24 protein-coding genes are annotated in these 22,042 nt (G+C 36.7%); 6 read left to right on the forward strand and 18 right to left on the reverse strand.

All coding sequences use genetic code 11. The features are described from left to right. Position 1: 1 nt before the first annotated feature. Positions 2 to 1,147: a CD0519/CD1768 family membrane protein gene (locus KO172_RS00950; RefSeq protein WP_215491723.1), complete on the reverse strand. Its 1,146-nt coding sequence runs from the start codon at positions 1,145 to 1,147 to the stop codon at positions 2 to 4. Between the two features lie 458 nt (positions 1,148 to 1,605). Between KO172_RS00950 and KO172_RS00955 the strand changes: the two genes are divergently transcribed. Next, entirely contained in the window at positions 1,606 to 3,249 is a 1,644-nt protein-coding gene (locus KO172_RS00955; protein WP_215491724.1) for a tryptophanase, read from the forward strand. Between the two features lie 99 nt (positions 3,250 to 3,348). Here the strand turns inward: KO172_RS00955 and KO172_RS00960 are convergent, their stop codons facing one another. The 15 genes from KO172_RS00960 to KO172_RS01030 all read right to left on the reverse strand — a co-directional run bounded on the left by KO172_RS00960 (position 3,349) and on the right by KO172_RS01030 (position 15,162). After that, positions 3,349 to 3,552 carry a DUF951 domain-containing protein gene (locus KO172_RS00960; RefSeq protein WP_215491725.1) on the reverse strand — a complete coding sequence of 68 codons (204 nt, stop codon included), beginning with the start codon at positions 3,550 to 3,552 and terminating at the stop codon, positions 3,349 to 3,351. After that, positions 3,552 to 3,767, reverse strand: a complete 216-nt coding sequence (locus KO172_RS00965; RefSeq protein WP_215491726.1) for a putative Se/S carrier protein — start codon at positions 3,765 to 3,767, stop codon at positions 3,552 to 3,554. Before KO172_RS00965 ends, KO172_RS00960 begins: the two co-directional genes overlap by 1 nt. Beyond that, positions 3,767 to 4,342: a sulfurtransferase-like selenium metabolism protein YedF gene (gene yedF / locus KO172_RS00970; protein ID WP_215491727.1), complete on the reverse strand. Its 576-nt coding sequence runs from the start codon at positions 4,340 to 4,342 to the stop codon at positions 3,767 to 3,769. Before yedF ends, KO172_RS00965 begins: the two co-directional genes overlap by 1 nt. 83 nt (positions 4,343 to 4,425) lie before the next feature. Then, positions 4,426 to 5,511 carry a hypothetical protein gene (locus tag KO172_RS00975; protein ID WP_215491728.1) on the reverse strand — a complete coding sequence of 362 codons (1,086 nt, stop codon included), beginning with the start codon at positions 5,509 to 5,511 and terminating at the stop codon, positions 4,426 to 4,428. A gap of 1 nt (position 5,512) precedes the next feature. Continuing rightward, on the reverse strand, positions 5,513 to 6,571 hold the full coding sequence (locus tag KO172_RS00980) for an S-methyl-5-thioribose-1-phosphate isomerase (RefSeq protein ID WP_215491729.1): 1,059 nt from the start codon (positions 6,569 to 6,571) through the stop codon (positions 5,513 to 5,515). Then, complete coding sequence (locus KO172_RS00985; protein ID WP_215491730.1) at positions 6,558 to 7,199, reverse strand: class II aldolase/adducin family protein; 642 nt, start codon at positions 7,197 to 7,199, stop codon at positions 6,558 to 6,560. Before KO172_RS00985 ends, KO172_RS00980 begins: the two co-directional genes overlap by 14 nt. Next, positions 7,200 to 8,090: a PSP1 domain-containing protein gene (locus tag KO172_RS00990; RefSeq protein WP_215491731.1), complete on the reverse strand. Its 891-nt coding sequence runs from the start codon at positions 8,088 to 8,090 to the stop codon at positions 7,200 to 7,202. A 4-nt stretch (positions 8,091 to 8,094) separates the two neighbouring features. After that, a complete protein-coding gene (locus tag KO172_RS00995; RefSeq protein WP_215491732.1) occupies positions 8,095 to 9,012 on the reverse strand; it encodes a DNA polymerase III delta subunit-related protein in 918 nt (305 codons plus the stop codon). Positions 9,013 to 9,022: 10 nt separating this feature from the next. Then, positions 9,023 to 9,349 (reverse strand): cyclic di-AMP receptor DarA, encoded by a 327-nt coding sequence (gene darA / locus KO172_RS01000; protein ID WP_215491733.1) that lies wholly within the window; start codon positions 9,347 to 9,349, stop codon positions 9,023 to 9,025. Between the two features lies 1 nt (position 9,350). Then, complete coding sequence (tmk, locus tag KO172_RS01005; protein ID WP_215491734.1) at positions 9,351 to 9,977, reverse strand: dTMP kinase; 627 nt, start codon at positions 9,975 to 9,977, stop codon at positions 9,351 to 9,353. Next, positions 9,977 to 11,389: an aminotransferase class I/II-fold pyridoxal phosphate-dependent enzyme gene (locus KO172_RS01010; protein WP_215491735.1), complete on the reverse strand. Its 1,413-nt coding sequence runs from the start codon at positions 11,387 to 11,389 to the stop codon at positions 9,977 to 9,979. The genes tmk and KO172_RS01010 overlap by 1 nt, the downstream gene beginning before the upstream one ends. A 10-nt stretch (positions 11,390 to 11,399) precedes the next feature. After that, on the reverse strand, positions 11,400 to 12,077 hold the full coding sequence (locus tag KO172_RS01015) for a hypothetical protein (protein ID WP_215491736.1): 678 nt from the start codon (positions 12,075 to 12,077) through the stop codon (positions 11,400 to 11,402). Positions 12,078 to 12,086: 9 nt separating this feature from the next. Further along, entirely contained in the window at positions 12,087 to 12,896 is an 810-nt protein-coding gene (gene ispE, locus KO172_RS01020) for a 4-(cytidine 5'-diphospho)-2-C-methyl-D-erythritol kinase (protein ID WP_215491737.1), read from the reverse strand. A gap of 345 nt (positions 12,897 to 13,241) precedes the next feature. After that, positions 13,242 to 13,472, reverse strand: coding sequence for a Veg family protein (locus KO172_RS01025; protein ID WP_215491738.1), 231 nt, complete (start codon positions 13,470 to 13,472; stop codon positions 13,242 to 13,244). 112 nt (positions 13,473 to 13,584) lie between these two features. Beyond that, positions 13,585 to 15,162, reverse strand: coding sequence for a S1C family serine protease (locus tag KO172_RS01030; protein WP_215491739.1), 1,578 nt, complete (start codon positions 15,160 to 15,162; stop codon positions 13,585 to 13,587). 94 nt (positions 15,163 to 15,256) lie between these two features. On the opposite strand from KO172_RS01030, the gene KO172_RS01035 reads away from it, so the two are divergent. From KO172_RS01035 to KO172_RS01045, 3 genes are all read left to right on the forward strand, one after another. Further along, positions 15,257 to 16,012 (forward strand): exodeoxyribonuclease III, encoded by a 756-nt coding sequence (locus KO172_RS01035; protein WP_215491740.1) that lies wholly within the window; start codon positions 15,257 to 15,259, stop codon positions 16,010 to 16,012. Positions 16,013 to 16,081: 69 nt separating this feature from the next. Continuing rightward, positions 16,082 to 16,915, forward strand: a complete 834-nt coding sequence (locus KO172_RS01040; RefSeq protein WP_215491741.1) for a G5 and 3D domain-containing protein — start codon at positions 16,082 to 16,084, stop codon at positions 16,913 to 16,915. Further along, positions 16,912 to 17,481 (forward strand): YdcF family protein, encoded by a 570-nt coding sequence (locus KO172_RS01045; protein WP_215491742.1) that lies wholly within the window; start codon positions 16,912 to 16,914, stop codon positions 17,479 to 17,481. The genes KO172_RS01040 and KO172_RS01045 overlap by 4 nt, the downstream gene beginning before the upstream one ends. A 102-nt stretch (positions 17,482 to 17,583) precedes the next feature. Here KO172_RS01045 and KO172_RS01050 read toward each other — a convergent pair whose 3' ends face one another. Both KO172_RS01050 and KO172_RS01055 read right to left on the reverse strand, forming a co-directional pair. Further along, the gene (locus KO172_RS01050; RefSeq protein WP_215491743.1) at positions 17,584 to 19,239 is read right to left on the reverse strand and encodes an ATP-binding cassette domain-containing protein; all 1,656 of its coding nucleotides are present in this window, start codon (positions 19,237 to 19,239) and stop codon (positions 17,584 to 17,586) included. A 189-nt stretch (positions 19,240 to 19,428) separates the two neighbouring features. Continuing rightward, positions 19,429 to 19,674: a GlsB/YeaQ/YmgE family stress response membrane protein gene (locus tag KO172_RS01055; protein ID WP_215491744.1), complete on the reverse strand. Its 246-nt coding sequence runs from the start codon at positions 19,672 to 19,674 to the stop codon at positions 19,429 to 19,431. 116 nt (positions 19,675 to 19,790) lie between these two features. Between KO172_RS01055 and KO172_RS01060 the strand changes: the two genes are divergently transcribed. Beyond that, positions 19,791 to 21,368 (forward strand): ATP-binding cassette domain-containing protein, encoded by a 1,578-nt coding sequence (locus tag KO172_RS01060; protein WP_215491745.1) that lies wholly within the window; start codon positions 19,791 to 19,793, stop codon positions 21,366 to 21,368. 131 nt (positions 21,369 to 21,499) lie between these two features. After that, a complete protein-coding gene (gene msrC / locus KO172_RS01065; RefSeq protein ID WP_215491746.1) occupies positions 21,500 to 21,997 on the forward strand; it encodes a free L-methionine (R)-S-oxide reductase MsrC in 498 nt (165 codons plus the stop codon). Positions 21,998 to 22,042: the final 45 nt, after the last annotated feature.

The raw sequence follows: 22,042 nt of genomic DNA on the forward strand, positions 1-22,042 counted from the left end.
CCTATCCTAAGAAAGTAAATAATAAATTTGCTGAAAAACCAGCTACTAAGCCACCAATAGTGTGTGCAAATATCGATTTGCCTGCTAAGTCGTTGTAGCCTAGCGCGTCCATCATGGCGATGTGTGTAGAAAGGTAGCCTGACCAGCACATGCATATAGCAGTGAAGACTGCAACGTCTGATGCACTTGCTGCACCTGTGCTAATTAGTTCAGGTACTAAGCCTATAGCTGCGCCTGCTGAGCCAAGTGCAGTGATTGGAACAGCTATGCACTTGCCTGATGTGAAACCGAAAATCGGTTTTATTATGAAGCTTAATTTATCTGCAATAAATGGTAGCAGCTTCACGCCTTCCTTTGCAGCTCCTGTATATAGACCCTCTGGTCCCGGTCCGTTTGTTAGTATAAGTACAACTGTACAGATAAGTATAACGCCAGGTACTATCGACATACCCATCTCAACACCAATCTTGCCTCCTTCAAGTAAGGAGTCGATGAATCTGTTGAAGATAGATCCGTCTCTAACTGGTCTTAGATCCATAGTTGTCTTTTCTGCGTCCGCATCACCTACGGCAACTGCCTCAACGCCAAACTTCTTTTTTGTGAAGAGCATCATTATCCTAACACTCACAATAGAGCCTATGATAGCTCCTAAGTTACCAATAAGCGCTGCCTTGATGCTGCCGTCAATCTTTAGACCCATCATAGTTGTTGTTGTGATAAAGCCCATACCGAAAGCTGTACCAATGTTTGTTAGTACAGGCACTTGATACTTCTTGAAGTACCTTAAAAAGTTTTTATCCTTCGCAAGTGCAAGTATCGATGGATTGTCTGATAAGTAACAAGTCAAAACACCAACAGATGCCGCGCCCGGTAAGTCGTAGATTGGCTTCATTAGTTTTGACAAGAGCTTATTGATTAGGGATATAACACCAAACTCGCTTAGTATAGATGATAATCCTCCCGCAACGACAGCTATCGCCATTATGTAAAAGCACACTTCCATAAGCAAAGAATAAGCAGTGTTCATGAAGGTATTGATTAAGTTGATAGCCCCCATCTTAGATGATAGGTAGTAAAAAAAGGCAAATAAGACTGCCAAAAAGATGAATGTCTCTAAGCTTATAGCTTTTTTAAATCTTCTTTCCATAGTTCTTACCCTTATGTCTAAATTAATCTTTGAAGCGTCTTAGCGCTCGTCTTTACACTTGAGCCTTCTTCTCTAGCTTTAAGAAGCTCTTTTTCATCATTAGTCATAGTATCACTCCTAAAAATAATCTAAGTTGATTATAACATAAAAATTCCTTTACTTCAATGATTTTAAAAAGGACAGAATGATTTTTTTGTAAGTTATATGGCACGTGAAATGTTTTGTGCGCGTGGAACTATATATGAAGCCATGTACTATATAGGAAGCCACCTACTATATGCGAGGTCTCTCACTATATGAGAGGCGAGGTATATGTAAGGAGCCTTGCTATATATAAAAATCAAGCTTATGATGCCCATCACCATAGCTTAGCAAGATATAAAGCTCTTGACTTTGCTATGCTAAAAGCTTATACTAGAATTGATGGACTATGCTTATTAAATCAAAGGAGGTATATTATGAGTGAGAAATATCCATTAAACGTTCCAACTCCAACGCACTTTACATACGTTGTTAAGGATTTACCAAAGGTTACAGTTGAGGAGCGTGAGAAGGCTCTTAAGGCAACTCACTACAACGAGTTTGCTTTCCCATCTGGTCTATTAACTATAGACATGCTAAGTGACTCGGGTACTACTGCCATGACTAACACTCAATGGGCATCACTGTTCTTAGGAGACGAGGCTTATGGTAGGAACACTGGCTACTACGTTCTTCTTGATACTTTTAGAGACATATTTGAACGTGGCGGAGAAAAGAACTGGAAGAAGACTCTAGATCTTGTGAGAACTGACTGCAGAGATGTTAAGAAGATGATGGACGAAGTTTACTTATGCGAGTACGAAGGCGGCCTCTTCAATGGCGGCGCAGCACAAATGGAAAGACCTAACTCCTTTATCATTCAACAAGGACGTGCGGCTGAATCTGTACTTATGGAGATTGTTAAAAATATCTTAACTGAGCGTCATCCTGGTAAGGTCTTCACTATACCATCGAACGGTCACTTTGATACAACTGAAGGCAATATCAAGCAAATGGGCTCTGTGCCAAGAAACTTATACAATAAAAAACTATTATATGAAGTGCCTGAAGGCGGCAAGTACGACAAGAATCCATTCAAGGGCAACATGGACCTTGAAAAGCTTGAAGAGCTAATAAACGCTGTTGGTGTCCAAAACGTTCCACTTATCTTTATGTGCATCACTAACAACACTGTTTGCGGCCAACCTGTTTCCATGGCAAACATAAGAGAAGTAAACAAGATTGCTCGCAAGTATGATATACCGCTAATCTTTGACGTGGCTCGTTGGGCTGAGAACTCTTACTTCATAAAGATGAATGAAGAAGGTTACGAAGACAAGTCCATCGCCGAAATCGCTACAGAGATGTTCTCATACTGCGACGGCTTCTGTATGTCAGCTAAGAAGGATGGCCATGCGAATATGGGCGGCATGCTTGCCTTTAGAGACAAGGGCCTGTTCTGGCAAAAGTTCTCTGACTTTAATGAGGATGGAACTATGAAGATGGATGTCGGCGTAAGACTTAAGGTTAAGCAAATCTCTTGCTACGGCAACGACTCCTACGGCGGCATGAGCGGCCACGACATCATGGCACTAGCTGTTGGTCTATACGAAAGCTGCGACTTTAATTACATGGACAGCCGTGTTAAGCAAGTAGAGTACCTTGCTCAAGGCTTCTACAAGGCAGGCGTTAAAGGCGTTGTACTTCCTGCTGGTGGACACGCAGTCTACATCAACATGGATGAGTTCTTCGATGGCAAGCGCGGTCATGATACCTTCGCAGGTCAAGGCTTCTCCTTAGAACTTATTAGGCGCTACGGCATAAGAGTTGCTGAACTTGGCGACTTCTCTATGGAGTATGACCTAAAGACTCCTGAGCAACAAGCTGAGCTTGCAAATGTTGTGCGCTTCGCTATAGATAGAAGCAGACTTACTCAAGAGCACCTTGACTATGTCATAGCTGCTGTCAAGGCACTTTATGAAGACAGAGAGAGCATTCCAAACATGCGTATACTTTGGGGCAAGAACTTACCTATGAGACACTTCCACGCATTCTTGGAGCCATATAAGAACGAAGACTAATGTCATATATGAATATATGAATATATGCAAAAGGCGACACTTTAAGTGCCGCCTTTTTTGATGCGCAAAAATAGAGATGTGAAATTAATCACATCTCCATCATCTTATACTTATAAATTTTCCGTCTCTATAAATTTTTCTTACGTACTTTTCAAAGTCTTTTGCTGTGAAGTCTAAAATCCTTTCGCAGCCTGTGCACTTAAGAGTGACCCCTTCACCCACGCTGATGATTTTAAATTCATCTGTGCCGCAAGGGTGTGCCTTCTTCATCTTAACAAGATCATCTACCCTGTACTCAAGCATTAGTAATCAAAAACCTCGCCTTCAATTGTCTTATCTTCGATAAGTTTATTAACTCTATCAAGGTCGTCCTTGTTAAAGACTATGGACAAGCCGCAAGATAAACTTACGTGTCTTGGTGTTGGTATCATCTTGTACTCTATAGCTTCCTTCTTGAACACGCCTTCAGCAAGTATTGCGTGGTGTGTCGAGTTGAAGCTTAAAACGTATCTTTTCATTATGATAATACTATGTTCTTATCAGCCTTTTCTAATGTTTCGTATATAGTGTACATATTAGAAATTTCGCCAACTGCAAGTTTTTCTTTTAAGCCGTAGAAGTCAAGACATGTTCCGCATGAGATGATCTTAACGCCATTAGCTTCCATGTTCTTAATGTCTTCAAGCACTTCGCTGCCTTCAGATGTTAGTTTAACACCGCCATTGAAGAAAACTATAGTCTTTGGTAGTGGTGCTGTTTGTGAAACTGTATATAAGAAGCTCTTGATAAGTATAGCGCCAAGCTTTTCGTCGCCGTGACCCATAACGTTAGTTCCTATACCTATAACGAAGGATTCTTCTTCAGATTTCACTGCAACTATGTGATCTTTATTGATAGTTACCTTGTAATCACCCTCTACTTCTTCAACTGTAGCCTTAAGTCCCATAGACTCAGCTAGTCTTGATAAGTTTTCAGTAGCAACCTTGTTGTCAACAAGTGTGCATACAACTCCTGTTTCCATTGCGTCCAATTCTTTCTTTGTTAATATAACTGGCTTTGGACATGCCAACTTTCTTGCATCTATTTCTTTCATAAATACCGCCTCCTAAGTATAATCTATACTTAAAGTATAGCTTTGTCAAGTTAAATTGTCTTATTATAAATAAATCTAATACTTTACTTAATATTTATTGAATAAATTGTTATGTTCTCATCACTTACTATAGCTATGCTGTCCTTGCTTAAGAATATATTTCTGATGTCTTCTTGAAAATCCTTCATATAGTACTTATCTTTAGATGGAATATATACTTCTCTCTCTGAGTAGACTATGAAATCGTCTTTGTACTTAAGAAGGCTTCTAACGTTTTGGTTGAAGCTGTGCTCTTCTAAGACTTCAGCCTTGTCGTTTAAAACCATAAGCCTGTCGTCACATAAAAGATATACCTTGCCACCACTTATAACTATATCCTTAAGTGTGTTGTACTCTTTTTTGAAGACTATTGATGACTCTTGCATATAGTAGATTCCCTTGTTCGTTGCAACTAGCTTCATACCCTTTAGCTCACCTATAAAGGCAATGACTTCGCCGTTGAACTTATATAGAAGCTTGTTCTCGCCCTTTCTATTGATCTCTTTATACAAGGATGCCTTGATCTCACTTGAGAACGGATCAAAGGACGCTATCTGCATAGTTTTGAAGTCCTTATCTACATTGTATGTTAGTATAGGGTTCGTTGCCTTATATCTAAAACGTTCTGTGAACTCGTCGTCATAAGTACGAAGCGTTTCATTGAAACCATCACTAAGCCATGCAGTGAATCTACCGTTCTTTTCATCAACAAAGGCGACATCTTCATCATAGTTAAAACTCTTTACATCCTTAAGGTCATCATAGCTTAAAATATTAACAATGCCACTTGGTCCATCAGTTGCATAGATGTATTTATCCTTAAATTGAACATTTGCAGCTCTCGCTTCAAAGTCCCTTCTAAGTACATCTTCATCGCTCATCTTAGTCATAACTAGAGTGCCATCTTTATGATAATAAATCTTATCATCTCTAAAAAAGACCTTCATATCACTAGTTAAGTTTCTTGAATAAAGTTTCTCAAGTGTAAGCATCTTCTCTCTATGTGCGCTAAGCTTACTTACAAGGCTCACAACTTTCTTTGGAAAAGCAAATGTCGCTAGAAGTATAAGAAGCAAAACCACAATTATGGCTATGAGTATTTTTTTGTAAACATTCATTTCTTTAAACATATTAATAATAATCCACTTCTCCCATCTTGCCATATGAAGCTAAGTCATATGGTGCAAAGACGCCTCTATCAGTAACAACTGCTGAAACTAGTTCAGGAGGCGTTACATCGAAGGCTGGGTAGTAACCCTTGACGCCCTTCATTACATGGCTCTTGCCCATGAAAGATGTTGCTTCGTGAGGGTCTCTCTTCTCTATGCTTACATCGCCAACAGACTTTCCTAAGTCAGGTATGCCTGTTACAAAGTATGGTATGCCCATGTACTTTGCGCATATTGCGAGCTGCAAAGTGCCGACCTTGTTGACAACGTAGCCTTCCTTAGTAATGCTATCGGCTGCTGATGTAAATAAGCTTATATTCTTCTCCTTCATAGTCCACGCGCCCATATTGTCAGTGATGACAGTCACGTCCTCGCCTTGACTTCTTAAAACTGATGCAGTAAGCCTTGCTCCTTGCAAGTACGGTCTCGTCTCTGGACAATAAACCTTGATCTTCTTGCCAAGGTCTTTCGCTCTAAGCATCATGTAGCCGACTATGGTCTCGCCGAAGCATTGCGTCATTATAGCTCCTTCGTCCGGCATAAGCTTTGCTAAATTCTTTGCCACCTCGTTTATGGCTGAGTACCTTCTCTCTAATGACTCAAGTGCGCCCTTGAATATCTCTTCATATGGTACAAGATCCTTCTCTATCGCATCCTTGGCTATGTCATATGCCCTTTGAGTTACTTGCAACATTCTAAAAGATGTTGTCTCTCTAGCATTAGCAAGTGCCATCTTCGCTTCGTTCATGTGCTTAATGAACTTACCTTCAGTATAGTCCTTCGCTTCGTATGCAGCCAGTGCCATGCCCATGAAGGCTGCTGTATATGGACCTGCGCTTTGCGTAACCATGTTCTTGATAGCATCTCTTACTTCTTTATAGCTCGAGCATACTTCGTAGCGAGTCTCTATTGGGTAGACTCTTCTGTCTAGTATCCTTACCTTGCCATCTTCAAACCAAGCAACGTTTTCGTACTTGAGCATGAAGCCAAGGTCCTTATCCATCCTATCATTTTTGTCCATAGGACTTCATCCTTTCAATAACCGCGTCTATATCTTTCTTGCTTAGTATGTGTACATCGTCTTCGAAGCGTACTATGTGATACATCTTAGCAATGTACTCTATGGTTCTTGCGTTTGAGTAAGCTTCTTTAACGTCCTTACCTAGTGCAAGTACGCCGTGATTAGCAAGTAGGCAGCCCTTTCTATCTTTAAGTGCAATAAGTGCAGCCTCTGCTAGCTCTTGTGTGCCAAAGACTTCATACTCTGCGCACTTAATATCTTCTCCGCCAAGGTCTGCCATGATGTAGTGAAGTGCTGCTAATGGCCTACGCAAAGTACTGTAGCTTGTCGCATATATCGAGTGAGTGTGAACTATGCTCCTAACATCTTCTCTGTTCTTATATACGAGAGCGTGTAAGAAAGACTCTGTTGATGGTTTGTTCTTGCCCTCTAAGATATTTAGATCAAGGTCCATAACAACTAAGTCATCAAAGTTCATATTGTCATAAGCAATCCCCGATGGCGTGATAACCATCGCCTTTTCAACCGGGTCATATATACTAATGTTGCCTGCTGTACCAACAGTAAGCTCGTCTTTAATCATCTTTTTTGCAAACTCAATAAGTAATTTTTTATCTTGAATAAACATCTAGTCACCTTCTATATTCTTAATGTCTTCTTGATCGTCGTCAGTGTAGGACTCTTGTACGTAGTTTCTGTCAATCTTACCTGTGTTCTTAACTTCATCAGCAAAGGTAAGTATAATCTTACCAACGTTCTCTCCTTCCTTAAGCTCAACCTTTAGTGATTGCTTAAGTATGAATCTATCGATAACAACACCCTTGCCCTTGTCAGTTACAACTATCGCACCTATCTTAGGCATCTTGTCAACAAGCTCGTTGTATTGGTCTGCCTCATAGTTTAAGCAGCACATAAGTCTTCCGCAAAGACCCGATAGCTTGCTACCGTTAAGCGTTAAGTCTTGGTTCTTCGCAAGATTTATGCTAATAGGCGAGAACTCACCTAAGAACGATGAACAGCAAGTCTTCCTGCCGCACTTACCAACTGATGGTATGCACTTTGCTTCGTCTCTAACACCGACTTGTCTAAGCTCAATACGCATTCTAAATATTCTTGCTAAGTCCTTAACAAGCTCTCTGAAGTCAACCCTGCCCTCAGCAGTGAAAAAGAAGATAACCTTGTTTAAGTCGAGAGTAAAGTCAACGTCAAGTAAGTTCATACCAAGACCGTACTCCTCGTTCTTTTGCACAAATATCTCTCTAGCTTCAGCCTTTCTGATGTCGTTATCCATCTTTTGATCTATGTCCTCTTTAGTCGCCTTTCTTATTATCGGCTTAAGAGGTATACCAAACTCTTTAAGGTCTATCTCCTTATCGGCAACAACAACGTCACCTAGTTCAAGGCCTCTCACAGTTTCAACAACAACCTTGTCATTAGTAGTAAATTCTTGTCCCATCGGGTCGAAGTAGAATATCTTGCCTATGGGCTTGAATCTTACGCCAATTATTTTTTTATTCATTTAATCACCTGTCAAATTTTTCTATCATATTTAAGACTAGAGTCTCGAGGTGCAGTCTAAAATTACCACTGTTGCCTAAGTACCTCTTAGTCTCTTCTATCATGTCAATACACTCTACCAAGTCATATAGTGCTAGAGCTTTAAAACTTTTAATCTCATCTTTATAATCAAGATTAACAATCCTACATTCACTCGATGCTATGTCCTTGATAAAGATTTCAAAGTATGTAAGTATCTTTTCAATATTATCTTTTTGCTCTTCTAAGTAGTCAAGTGCCTTGATACTCTCATAGCGTTTCTTCTTTAAGATGTCTATGATTATATCTATACTGTTCTTTCTAAGTATAAGCTCCTTGTCATCTTCTACAAAGGCTTTAAGCGCACCAACGCTTCCCATGGCAATGGATGCATATAGCTCCTTATTTTTAAGCTTAGAGTAATTTTCATCTATATAGTCCCTAAGCTCACTTATGCTAAGAGGCATCACTCTAATAAGTTTGCTCCTTGAGATGATGGTATCAAGTATCATGTTAAGGCTCTTAGTAACAAAGATTACTACAACATAACTTGGTGCCTCCTCAAGTGTCTTTAGAAGAACGTTTTGACTCTCAATTTGTATATCTTCACTATCCAGTAATAAGTAGACCTTTCTATCTAGCTCAAAGGGTCTTACATAGACATCCTTAGCTATAGACTGCGCCTGCTCTTTGTTTATCTTGTCCGTCTTACCAAATACAGTGAAGTCAACTTTCTTATCTGGTTTTTTAGAATTAAGAAGAAGCCCTGCAAATTCCATCGCAAGGCTTTCTACATAATCACTGTCTTTGCCTTCAAAAATATAGGATGATACAAGCTTATTAGTGCTAATATCGTTATAAAGTATTTTCTTTACTTCATCATTGCCAAATATTTTCTCAAACACAAATTTACTCCTAAACTCTTAAAAATTCTTCTACGTTTAATACAAATAATGTTGCTCCACCAACTTTAACTTCAAGTGGATATGGTACAAAAGTATCTCCAGGCATAGTAACTGTTAATAAAGATGTAGTTATCTCTCTTGTCTTGCAGTTGTGATCAACAAGCTCCTTAACTTCATTAACTTTATCATCTTCAACACCTATTAGTAATGTAGTGTTGCCTGATTTTAAGAATCCACCTGTTGAAGATAGTTTTGTTACTCTAAACTTCTTCTCTGTAAGAGCATCCATTAGTGGATTAACATCTTGGTCTTGTACAATTGCTACAATTAGTTTCATACTAACACTCCTTTATTAGTTTTTTTACTTCCTCTAAGGCATCGTGAGCAAGGCTCAACTTGTCCTTAGTGCCATCTAATTTTATTAGCTTCATATCTTCTTCTTTATAAAGCTTTAAGTATGCCTTATGAACCTTCTGTTGAAAATCCTCTCCCAAGGACTCAATCCTATCAAGCTCACCAAGCTTTTCTAATCTCTTAAATGATTTTCTCGCATCCAAGTCCATCAGTATGGTAAGGTCGGGCCTAAAACCTTTTAGGAAGAAATCATTTAGCGCCTTTACCTCTTCTACGCCGAGCCCTCTAACTATACCTTGATAAGCAAGTGAGGATAATAAGAATCTATCTAGTATGACCGAAGTCCCACGTTCCACATTTGGCTTAATCACTTTGTCGTATAGTTCCGACCTCGATGCTGCAAACAGCAGCGCCTCTGTATGATAGTCCATCTCCTTATTAGCCTTGTCAGATAAAATCTCTCTTATCTTCTCGCCAATCTCTGTGCTGCCCGGCTCTCTTGCGCTTATATATGCAAGGCCTTTCTCATCGAAGTAGCCTTTGATTGCATCTATGACAGTGCTCTTGCCGGTACCATCTTGTCCTTCAAGAGCTATAACAACGCCTTTCATTAGTCTACTACAACCAACGAGTCTTGGTCGTCGCCAAGTAGACCTACTATGTTAAGGTCTGATTCCTTTAAGAATTGTATATGTTCAAGTATCTCTTCAGTAATCTCTTCGCCTGGTACTAGTAGTGGTACTCCAGGTGGATAAGGAATTATTGGAGACGTTACTATCTCTCCTAAAGAGTCCTTAAGGCTGATTATCTTCTTTGATGAGTAATATGCATCCGCTGGTCTGATTATGATCTTTGGATCAGGCATATTAACTCTTATATGCTTAACTTCTTCATAAGAAAGGTTCTTTGAAAGGCCTCTGATTGCTTCAAGAAGCTTGTCATAATCAGAATCTTCATTCATTAGAGTTGCAAATATTAGTGCGTAGTAATAGTCACTCATCTCAAGTCTGATATTGTGTCTTTCGTAAAGTTCTTTTCTAAGTCTTGAGCCCTTAACACCTTCAAGCTTAAATAATATCTTAGTATTGTCCTTTGATTTGATAGTCTTGTCAAAGTCGTCGCCTTCGAAGACTTCAACTCTGTCTATCTTCTTAAGCTCTTCGATGAACTCCAAGCACTTAGTTACATTGTGATGAAGCTTCTCTCTACCTTCTCCGTCCATGTATGCACATGCAGTCTCATTAGATAGAGTGAACAGATACGATGGCGATGTTGTTGTATATAGTTGGAATCTGTCTCTAAGTTTGTTAGTGTCTATCCTTTCAGAGCCAACGTGTATCATCGATGTTTGTGTAAAGCCTGTAAGTGTCTTGTGTGTAGAGTGGATAACAATGTCTGCGCCGCACTCAAGAGCTGACTTAGGAAGTCTGTCATCGAACTTCATATGTGGTCCGTGAGCCTCATCAACCATAAGTATCTTGCCGTAATTGTGGCAAATCTCAGCTATCCTTTCAAGGTCTGAAGCAATTCCATAGTAATTAGTGTGAGTTACTACAACAGCCTTTACCTCAGGGTTGTCAAGGATCAAGTCCTCTATCTCATCTGGATCAACACCAGTAAGTACGTGGTAGTCGTCGTTATATTTTGGATATACGTAAACAGGGTTTAGTCTGTTTAGTATCAACGCGTTATATACTGATTTATGGCAGTTTCTTTGAACAATGATAGTATCTCCTGGCTTAGTTATAGTTGCTATGGCAATATATATACTTCCAGTAGAACCATTAACAGCGTAGTAAGTGTTCATCGCTCCAAATACTTTGGCAGCTTCCTTCTCACTCTCAAGAATTACTCCTCTTGGTTCAAGCAAGTTGTCCATACCATAAGTTTCTGTCGTGTCAATAGCTGGGATGTAGTCTCCCCAGTTAAACAATGTGTTCTTTCCCTTATGACCAGGCATGTGGAAAGAAACAGAATTTTCATCTTTTAATTTTGATAATGCTTCAAAAACAGGTCTTTTCATTATAACCTCCTTATACTCTATATATTTCAGTTTTTTTACGTATGGTTCTGTACCATGTGTAAATCATTATTAGTATCAATACCAAGCTTAGTACATAAAGAACGTTCTTCACTCTGGCAGTCTTTAAAATATTAGCAAGGCTGTAAGATATGCCCGCTAAGAAGAACATTAAAGACGCTCTCTGAATGAAAACATTTCTTCTTCTAACAGCATTTTTGAATACGTTAAGAAAGATTAGTGCATTAAGCAAAAGTATGATTATGGTCCTGAAGACTTCCATAAACCTACTTATTCTGTCTTGGAACCAGCCGTTTTGTGGTAGCAAGGTAAGTATAAGTAGTATCGCATCTAGTAAGTAAATCACATTTGAAGCCTCAGGCATCCTCTTTTTGCGCAGCGAGATTGCTGCTAGATAATAAAATATTATAGCTATTATCGGTATCATAAGCGAGCTCATAAACAAGGATATGTTCATAAGCCTTACAATCTTGTCATCATCACTTAAAAACAAGGCATAAGTTCTGATACCTAAGAAGATGGTGACGAAGACCACATAAGTCTTAGTAAATATACTTTGCAGTTTAAAGTCTTTGTCAGTGTAGTTGTATTTATTTATAAAATTGTCCATTACAAAAATTATTACTATATATAAAAATGTAAATATCGGTTCCAATATCTTTTGTAACATAAAATCACCTCATATCAAGTGTACTTTAATCACAAATTGGTAGTGGTTCTTCATAAGCTTGTAAGCCCTATCTAGCTTATCATCACTGTCAAATAAAGTAAAGATACTCGATCCTGAGCCGCTCATCATAGTCTTAAAGCCTCCAAGAGTTTTCATCTCGTCATATAGATTCTTAACAGCTATGTAGTGTGTGAAAACAAAATCTTGCATATTGTTAGTATACTTAGTAAAGTCATCCCTTTTAAGAAGTGCTTCTATCTCGTCAATACTCAAGTGATTACCATCAAAAGTCATGCCCTCATATACATCCTTAGAGCTGATATTAATACCAGGGTTGACTATAAGAGCACTGTGCTTTTTAAGCATATCTACTTCTTTAATTTCTTCGCCCCTACCTGTGCATATGGCAGCCGACTTAGCAGTAAAAAAGTTGCAGTCGCTACCAAGCTTTAAAAGAATATCAAAATATTCTTTCTTTGTCAAGGATAAATCATATAGCTCGTCAAGCGCCTTAACGGTTTCATAAGCATTAGAACTGCCACCAGCAAGACCTGCCCCCATAGGTATATTCTTTTTAAGTGCTATACGAAGTCCCTTTATATCCCTTATGTCAGCTACTAAATCATACGCCCTCTTCATAATGTTGTCCTTGATATCGATGTTTGAGTCAATTATAAACTCGCCCGACCTTTCAAAACTTATCTCATCATAAAGATCAACCTTAGACATAAGAGTAATTATGTCGTGAAAGCCGTCGTCCCTCTTAGAAACGACTTCGAGATGCAAATTTATTTTCGCATAAGATTTTGTTTTTATCATCTCTTCAGATACTCCTCCACTCTTAAGTTAATTATAACACATTTTAATTTTAATGTATAGTTTTATTTTTTGGAGCTGTGTCATTTGAAAATTCTTTAGTCCCCCTGCTTATACATAGCACTCATCTATATATATCTAGGCTCCTAAGACTTATGACGCTTGCTAGTATATAGTAAGCGAAGATATATATGAGAAGCTTGCCACTATATGAAAGGCTTGCATATATATGAGAGACCTCTCTCTATATAGCAAGCCCCATATTATTCAAATAAAAAAGGCGTAAGATTCATTAGCTCTTACGTCTTTTAAAGAAAAAAAGTCCTCACATCGCTGTGAGGATATTTTTTAGATTATTTTTACTACTACCGTCGATGTTAATACATCTGAATAAGTATACGATATAACCTGATCGTTATTTTGTCCATCTTCTAGAGTCACTGTGAATAGATTTGGATATGCTGAGGTAATCACTCCTTGCGCTTCAACAAAGGTATTACGTCCCACGTTTGTTCTTAGATGCACCTTCTTACCTAAAATACTCTCAACACTCTTTCTAATTCTTTTAATCTCATTCATAAGATGAATCCCACCCTTCATATACTTTATCTACATCTATATATAGTATAGCATACTTAATAAGTTTTGTCAATCGTTTATATATATTAATTTTATAATTGTGATAAAGTAATTAGTTCTTGTTCATGCTTGTGAACTTTATTTTGACATCCATCTCCTTGCCATTCCTGTTTATTCTAAGAGTGGCCTCGTCACCTAGATTGTAGCCAAACATTATCGACTTAAGTGTATTGACATCGGTAACTTCTTTATCATCAACCTTTAGTATGATGTCGCCAGGTACTATACCTGCCTTGTCTGCTGCAGTGCCACTTGCAACGCTTAATACGACAACTCCCTTGTCAGTGTTTAGCTTAACTCTAAGAGCTGCTTGGTAGTCCTTTGCGTTGTATATAGACACACCTAGTTGAGCAGTTTGTGCCTTGCCTGTCTTCAAGATCGAGTTTAAAACACCCTTAATCATATTGATAGGTATGCTAAAGCCAAGTCCTTCTGCATTTGTAAGCTTAACTGTGTTGATGCCTATGACCTCGCCTTTTGAGTTTAGTAGTGGTCCACCTGAGTTACCAGGGTTAATGGATGCGTCTGTTTGGATTAGGTTATTGATAACTTTTTTGTCTACTCTTATAGTTCTGTCCTTACCAGAGATAACTCCTGATGTAACAGTTCTGTTGAAGTCAAGACCTAGTGGGTTACCTATGGCGATGGCGATTTGACCGATTTGCACTTTGTCTGAGTCGCCAAGTTCAGCAACTGGTAAGTTCTTTGCATTTATCTTAATGATGGCAAGGTCCATGTCCTCATCCATCCATACTATCTTTGCCTTGTGTGTTGAGCCGTCGTCAAGTAGTACGTTTATCTTGCCGCCCTTCTTGTCAGTATTTTGACTCTTGTCTTTACTGTTGTAATCATATGGGCTGTCCTTATCTTCGCCTGCACTTCCATTATCCATATCATCGTCGTCTTCATCTACATCTTCTTTATCTTCCTTGTCGTTATTAGCTTCTTTCTTAGAGCCCCGGCCTCCACCAAATGGAAAGTCACTTCCGAATGGAAAGTCGTCGAAGCCTTCGTTTGTGTTTTGCACTTCTGATTTAACTACGTGTGCATTTGTGATGATATAGCCATCTGGACTAACTATAACGCCAGAGCCTGTACCCTTGCCTAAGGCTTGTCTACCAAAGAAGTCACGTGATATAACTTGAGTAGTGATACCTACTACAGATGGTATAGCCTTCTTAGTTGCTGCTTCGACTATTTCAGTCGGTTGATCTATGGTGATCTTTTGTGTCTTATCTTTCGCATCCGCATGCATATAGTTGTAAGCATTGTTTGCCTTGTTAAAGATATATGCACCGCCAAAGCCTGTTAGCGTTCCAAAGAATATTGAGAAGATGATTGCCCATGCAAGCACACCTGCTCCATAAGTCTTCTTTGGCTTTCTGTTTACCTCGTTATATGAAAACTTTGCCTTTCTATACTGCGGCCTGTCATATTGCTTGTTCCTTCTGTAAGTCTTCCTTTCATATATAAGGTCGTCATCTGTTCTAAAGTCATCTCCATCAAAGTCGCAATCGTTATCGCTATCGTTGCAATTATCATTGTCATTGTCATTGTCATTGTCATTGTCGTTATCTTCTATGACATCATCCTCATCGATAAACCCATCATTAAATTCATCGTATTTCATAATATCGTCCTCCTTTTGTTTTTCTGTCTTTATTATAAAGGTCTTTTGTGATAGAATAGTGATAAGGATGTGAAATTTTAAAAGAGGTGATTAAATGAAATTTATTTCGTGGAATGTTAATGGTATAAGAGCCGTCCTTAAGAAGAACTTCAATGAGTTTTTAGACGACACTGTGGCAGATATATATGCTTTTCAAGAGACTAAGATATCAGAAGGCATACTTATGATGGAGCGTGAAGGCTACCACGAGTATTGGAACTACGCTGAGAAAAAAGGCTACTCGGGCACTATGATACTTACTAAGACTGAGCCCATAAACGTGACTTATGGTCTTGGTATTGATGAGCATGACACTGAAGGAAGAGTCATCACTCTTGAGTATGACAAGTTCTTCTTTGTCAATGTATACACTCCTAACGCGCAAGATGGTCTTAAGAGGATAAAGTACAGACAAGAGTGGGAGGACGCGTTTAGAGACTACCTTAACGGTCTAAGAAAGACTAAGGGCGTTGTTGTCTGCGGCGACCTTAATGTTGCTCACAACGAGATTGACCTTAAAAATCCAAAAGAAAATAGAGGCAAGGCAGGCTTCTCTGATGAGGAGAGAGAAAAGTTCAACATGCTGCTTGACTCGGGCTTCATCGATACCTTTAGATACTTCTACCCTGACGAAGCTGATAGGTACTCTTGGTGGTCATACAGAACTCGCGCAAGATCAAGAAACGCAGGCTGGAGGATTGACTACTTCCTAGTATCAAAAGAGCTTGAAGAGAATATTAAGGACGCGGACATACTAGACGATGTGATGGGTTCTGACCACTGTCCAGTCTCACTTGATATCGAATTTTAGCTCAGATTTGACAAAACTGTTTTAATTTTGTTATAATGTCATATATTATACAAATGAAAGGAGTAGACTATGAAAAAAATAATTAACTTTATAATATTCTTATGTTTAATATCAAGTCTTTCTTTTGCAAATGAAGCTAAAAATCATGTATATGAGATTGATAACAATGGAGTCACAAAGACATATAAGACATCATGCAAGACAGTTAAGGAGCTTTTAGAAGATCTTAAGTTAAAGCTAGATGATGACGATATCGTCATTCCAGATCTAGAAAGTGAGCTTAAGAGTGAAGGAAAGATAAGCATAATAAAGGTAGAGACTAAAATCGAAGAGAAGGAAGTCGATGTAGCTTTTAAAACAATTAAAAAGAAAAACAAAGAACTAAACCATGATCAAAGCAAAATCTTAATTCAAGGTGTGAATGGCACAAGCAAAGTAAAGTGCAAGACTTACTACGCAGCCGGCAAACTTATCAAAGAAGAGATAATACACGTTGAGACTATAGTTAAACCTGTAGACCAAGTCTTTGAAGAAGGCACTAAGGATGTCTTCATTAACGATAGAGGTGACTTCTCTGCAAGGAAGGCCATCAAGATGGTGGCTACCGCATATGAAGCAGGTCCAAGATCAACTGGTAAGAGACCTGGCGACAAAGGCTACGGCATCACCGCCTCAGGCGCAAGAGCTAAGAGAGGCACTGTTGCTGTTGACCCAAGGGTTATCCCTCTAGGCACTAGACTATATATCAAGAGCTTAACACCAGGTGTGCCTGACTACGGCTACGCAATCGCACAAGATACAGGCGGAGCTATCAAGGGAAACAAGATAGACCTTTTCATGGAAACAGTTTGGGAATGTTTGCAATTTGGTAGGAGACCTGTAATGGTGTATATATTAAAATGAAAAGATTAATTAAATTTTTATTTAAAGCTATTATCCTAATAGCAATAATTTTAGAAATATTAGTACTTGTTAATGCTAATAAGAGCCCTAAGGGCACAGCCCAGTACATTATAGTGCCAGGCGCAAGAGTTAAGGATGCAAATCCTATGCTCGCACTTAAGTATAGACTTGACGCAGCGTATGAGTACTACACTTTAAACTCTGGTGTTAAAATCATAACAACAGGCGCCGCAAGTGAAGGCGAAAGTATTAGTGAAGCGATGGCTGCAAAGAACTACCTTGTGTCAATGGGAGTTGCTGAAGCTGATGTGGTATGTGAAGAGAACTCTAAGAACACTATAGAGAACCTTGAGTTCGCAACAGACCTAGTCGGCAAAGACAAAAACTACTTAATCGTGTCAAACGGCTTTCATATGTTTAGGCTTGACATACTAAGTAATTATCTAGGCATAAAGCACGAGCTATTATCTGCCAAGACTCCAAAAGAGATACTTGTAGTAAACTACTTACGAGAGGTTCCATCTATATTCTACTTGGCATATAAAGTAGTACGTGGTAAAATTTAATAAGATTATATTAGGCAGAACGATATGATTCTGCCTTTCTTTATGCAAAAAATGGATAAGAAATTAAATTCTTATCCATTCTCTTATCTACAGATATATTCATTAACTATTGTTTGCTAAGATATATTCTTGCTTGGTATATACATTTGAAACTTCGCCTTCTTTTACTCGAATTATATAATCAAAATAATCAATATTATCCGTGCCAAGATCGTGTGACACTTCAATATAAATTTTACTATTGTAATTGGAGATAATTTCATCACGAACAAGTTTTTTGGTATTAACATCAATAGCTGACAAGCCTTCATCGACTAAAATAATATCTTTTTTAGCCAAGGCACAGGTCAAAATATTAAGTATTTGCTTTTCGCCACCGCTTAGTTCATTACAATTGCTTGAATTTATTAATCTCTTAACAATAGTCTCAGGTAATTTGTTCAAATAAGAATAAATGTCTTTTTCGTCGTAGGCATTAAAATGTGTAACTTGTTCAAGAAAAGGTACTGAAAAAACATGAGAATTTTGAGTAATATAAAAAACTTTTTCTGAAGCAAATTCAGACATATTATTACTTATGCTTTCATTATTTATATATATGTCCCCTCTATCGCAATCAATTTGTCCAACGATAGTCTTTAGTAGTGTTGACTTGCCACTGCCGCTTTCACCTATGATCAGATATTTATTTCCTGATTTAAATTCAATATTTACAGGGCCTAAATAAAAATCATTTATTGCATATTCTAAATTTTCTAATTTCAAAGACGATATCTCATTATATTCAGGCAATACGCAGCTATCTTCTCTTTCATTTTCTAAATATTCATTTCCTAGTTCTTTTGCTTCTCTAACAATTTCCTTACAAGAATTTATTGCATTTACATCATTTAAAATATACTTAATAGGATAAATAAAGCTTTCAATATAAGCAAATGTTGCAACCCCTGCTCCTATGGTAATTTCACCACTAATAAGCAAATAGCCTACCATTATAAATGCTGTAAGACTGACTAAATCCATAACAAAGCCGTTAACGATATTAACAAAAGTTTTAAATTTGCCAAATGCTAATTTTTGATCTTCTGTATCAGATAATCTTTGATAATGATATTTTCTTATTCCACTTTTTGATGCTTCATCTAGTCCCATATGACCCAAGTAGAAATCGTTTAAAATGTCCGTATAATTACCAAAACTATCTTGATAAAACTTTCTCTTTTTTGCTAATTTCTTAGCAGTTATTTTAGGAACTATTACGCTTATTAGCGATGCTAAAATAATAGAGATGGCTATTCTATAGTCGACAAAAATAACTAATGATAGTGTATATATAAGTAGTTGAACTATAGATTTAATTATATCGACATATGTTGACAAGTATTCATCTTCTATGATTTCAACATTATTATTTGTTATAGTTAAATACTCACCAACGCTTTTTTCTTTAAACACATAGTTAGGTCTTCCGAAAATCGACTTAAAAATAACGTCTTTCGTATACTTAACGAATTCCTTATCCCTCTTCCATTCATTGTATTGTGATATAAATTGAAATATAGCGCTGCCTAATATTAATGCCAAGTATGTAAATGCCAAGTTTATTAATAAATCTTTAGTATTATTACCTATACCGTTAAACAATTCTTTTTGAACATATGGTATCAACGCTATACACATAGTATATAATAGAGAAAAAATAAGTTCTATTATGGTCGATGTTTTTATTTTTTTCAAAATATTGATTTTAAATTTCATAGTTGCCTCCTATTATATATAATGCTTTGCTTAATTAACACTCATTATGATAAATATATTATAACATATTTATTTTCAATAACAACAATTACACTTACTTTTTAACTTTATTAATTTCCACTTACCATTATCTTCTAAAAATAAAAAACTCTTGAGCCACAACCCAAGAGTTTTCATCTAATTAAATATTTATCTTCTTCTTCCAAAAAACATATTAACTAGCCAGATCAACACAACTGCGCCGACAACGCCAACGATAATGTCGTTAATCATGCCGCCCTTTGCTTCAAAGCCAGCAAGTTTTGCAATCCATTTGCCAATTCCACCGCCTATGATTCCAGCTAAAATATTTTTTATCCAACCCATTTGTTTATCCACTTTCATAATTAATGAAGCTATCCAACCTGATAAAGCTCCTACTATAATTGAATACATAATATCTCCCCCTTTTATTACTATTACCCAAAAACAAAAAAATATTAAAATCATATAAAAATTTTATTGCAACCCCCCCCCATAAAATGATATAATTTATTAAAGGAGTGATATCTGTGAATCGAATTTTAAAAAAACATAGCTTTAAATATTTATTAACAATAATATTAAGTATTTTAACATCATTTTTATTTTCTGTGTTTGCCATAAGACTCGGCAAAGTTATTGACGTAGTTGTTAATAAAAATAGCTCACTTAAAGATAAAATTTTATCTTGTATTCTTATTATTTTTTTATGGTTTGTTCTTTCTAGTATCTTTAATTATGTCAAAAGTAAATACGCATCTGATGTAATAAAAGATCTAAAAATGCATCTATACAACTCAATAGGAAAGAAGGAAATATCAGACTATATGAGTGTATCCAATGAGTATTATTTGAATAATCTAACTAAAAACATTGATTTTTATAATGATAACTACTTAGGACCAAAGTGCGATATAGTGTCAAACATTATAAGTGCAATTGTAAGCGTAGGAACTATATTTTTTATTAATTGGAAACTTGGTCTTTCTTTTGTGGCAGTTACTTTAGTAACAATTATTTTATCACAGCTACCTGGTGTAATTATGGCAAAGAAAACTGTTAAGTTTTCAGAAAGAAATGCAGATAATTTAAAACTTATAAATAACAATTTATCAGGATTTGAGCAAATAAAGCTACTTAATCTCTTTGATATTTTTCAAAATATCTTCAAGAAAAAAGATAATGATTTTGAAAATGTAAGACTAGAGTACATGTTTGCCTCTCGTTTCGCAAATACTTTGGGAATATTTTTCAGCTTCTTTGCTCAACTTGCATGTATGTCTATAGGTATCTGGTTTGTTTTACAAGGAAATTTAACAGTAGGTCTTTTAATCTCTTCAATAAACTTATTAAATGGAGTTTTTAGTCCAGTACAAGAATTTGCTCAAAACAAAAATCTAATGGGTACAGTTAAAGATATCGTTAAAAACTTTGAAGATATAATGGCTACAGACAATGAAGAAAGCCTTGACATAAAGCTAAACGATAATGTTAATAGCATATCAGTTAAAAACTTAAGTATGAATTTTAAAGATAAGCATATATTTGACAATTATAATGTTAATTTTGAATGTAATAAAAAGTATGCTATAGTTGGCGAATCTGGTAGAGGTAAGTCAACACTAGTAAAGCTAATAATGAAGTATTACTCATCCGATTCATACAGTGGTGAAGTTTTAATAAACGGAACAAACATTAATAAGATTGATACAGAAAGTCTATTTAATAAAATCGCTTATATACAAAGAAATGATTTCTATGTGGATGGAACTATAAAAGATAACATTGAACTGTATAGAAACTTAAATATTCAACAAAACTTATATAATCAACTAAAATTTACTGAAGAATTTTTAAATAAAAATATTGAAGATGGAAGCAGAAACTTAGTTTCAACTGGTGAAAAGCAAAGGATAGATATACTTAGATTTTTAGTAAAAGATTATGATGTTCTTATTTTTGATGAACCAACATCAAACTTAGATAGAGAAACAAGTAAAATAATTTTTGATTTAATATTTAAAATAAGTGGCAAGATAGTAATAGTGATAACTCATACAAGTAATGAGGAAACACTAAATAAATTTGACGAAGTTATTAGATTGTAAATCATCATATATTAGTAAAAAGTAAATATAAGTACCCTCTTAATCCAAACATGGAGATAAGAGGGTATTTTAATGTAAAATTTAATTTACAAAATACTATATATATGATAATATTTCTATGAGGTGATTAAATGATTGACATAAGTAGAACAAAAAATTTAAATAAAGAAGATAAATATAAAATTGCCTTTGAGATGATTAGACGCCAATTTCAAGAAGAAACTAATTTTATAGCAAACCTTGCGAATACCTCTGCCATCATCTACCACTTGATTGACGGTGTATCGTGGTCAGGCTTCTACTTATATGACGGAACTAATCTTGTGCTTGGTCCCTTCCAAGGCAAGCCCGCTTGTAACAGGATCATGCTCAGTAAAGGAGTCTGTGGCACTGCCTACTCAAGCAAAAAGACTATTGTCGTTGACGATGTTAATAGCTTTGCTGGTCACATCGCATGCGACTCTATGAGCAAAAGTGAAATTGTCGTTCCTATATATAATATGACGCGCGGCGTTGGCGTCTTGGATATTGACTCTTATGAGTATTCTAACTTTGATGCCATTGACAAAGAGTATTTAGAAAAGATAGTGGACTACATTGTAAAGCACAGTGACACATCATTAAGATAAAATTAATATAAGATTATTTTATTTATATAGGCCTAGTCATTAGAA

It is taken from the genome of Fenollaria sporofastidiosus, from assembly GCF_943169635.2.
Lineage (GTDB): Bacteria > Bacillota > Clostridia > Tissierellales > Peptoniphilaceae > Fenollaria > Fenollaria sporofastidiosus.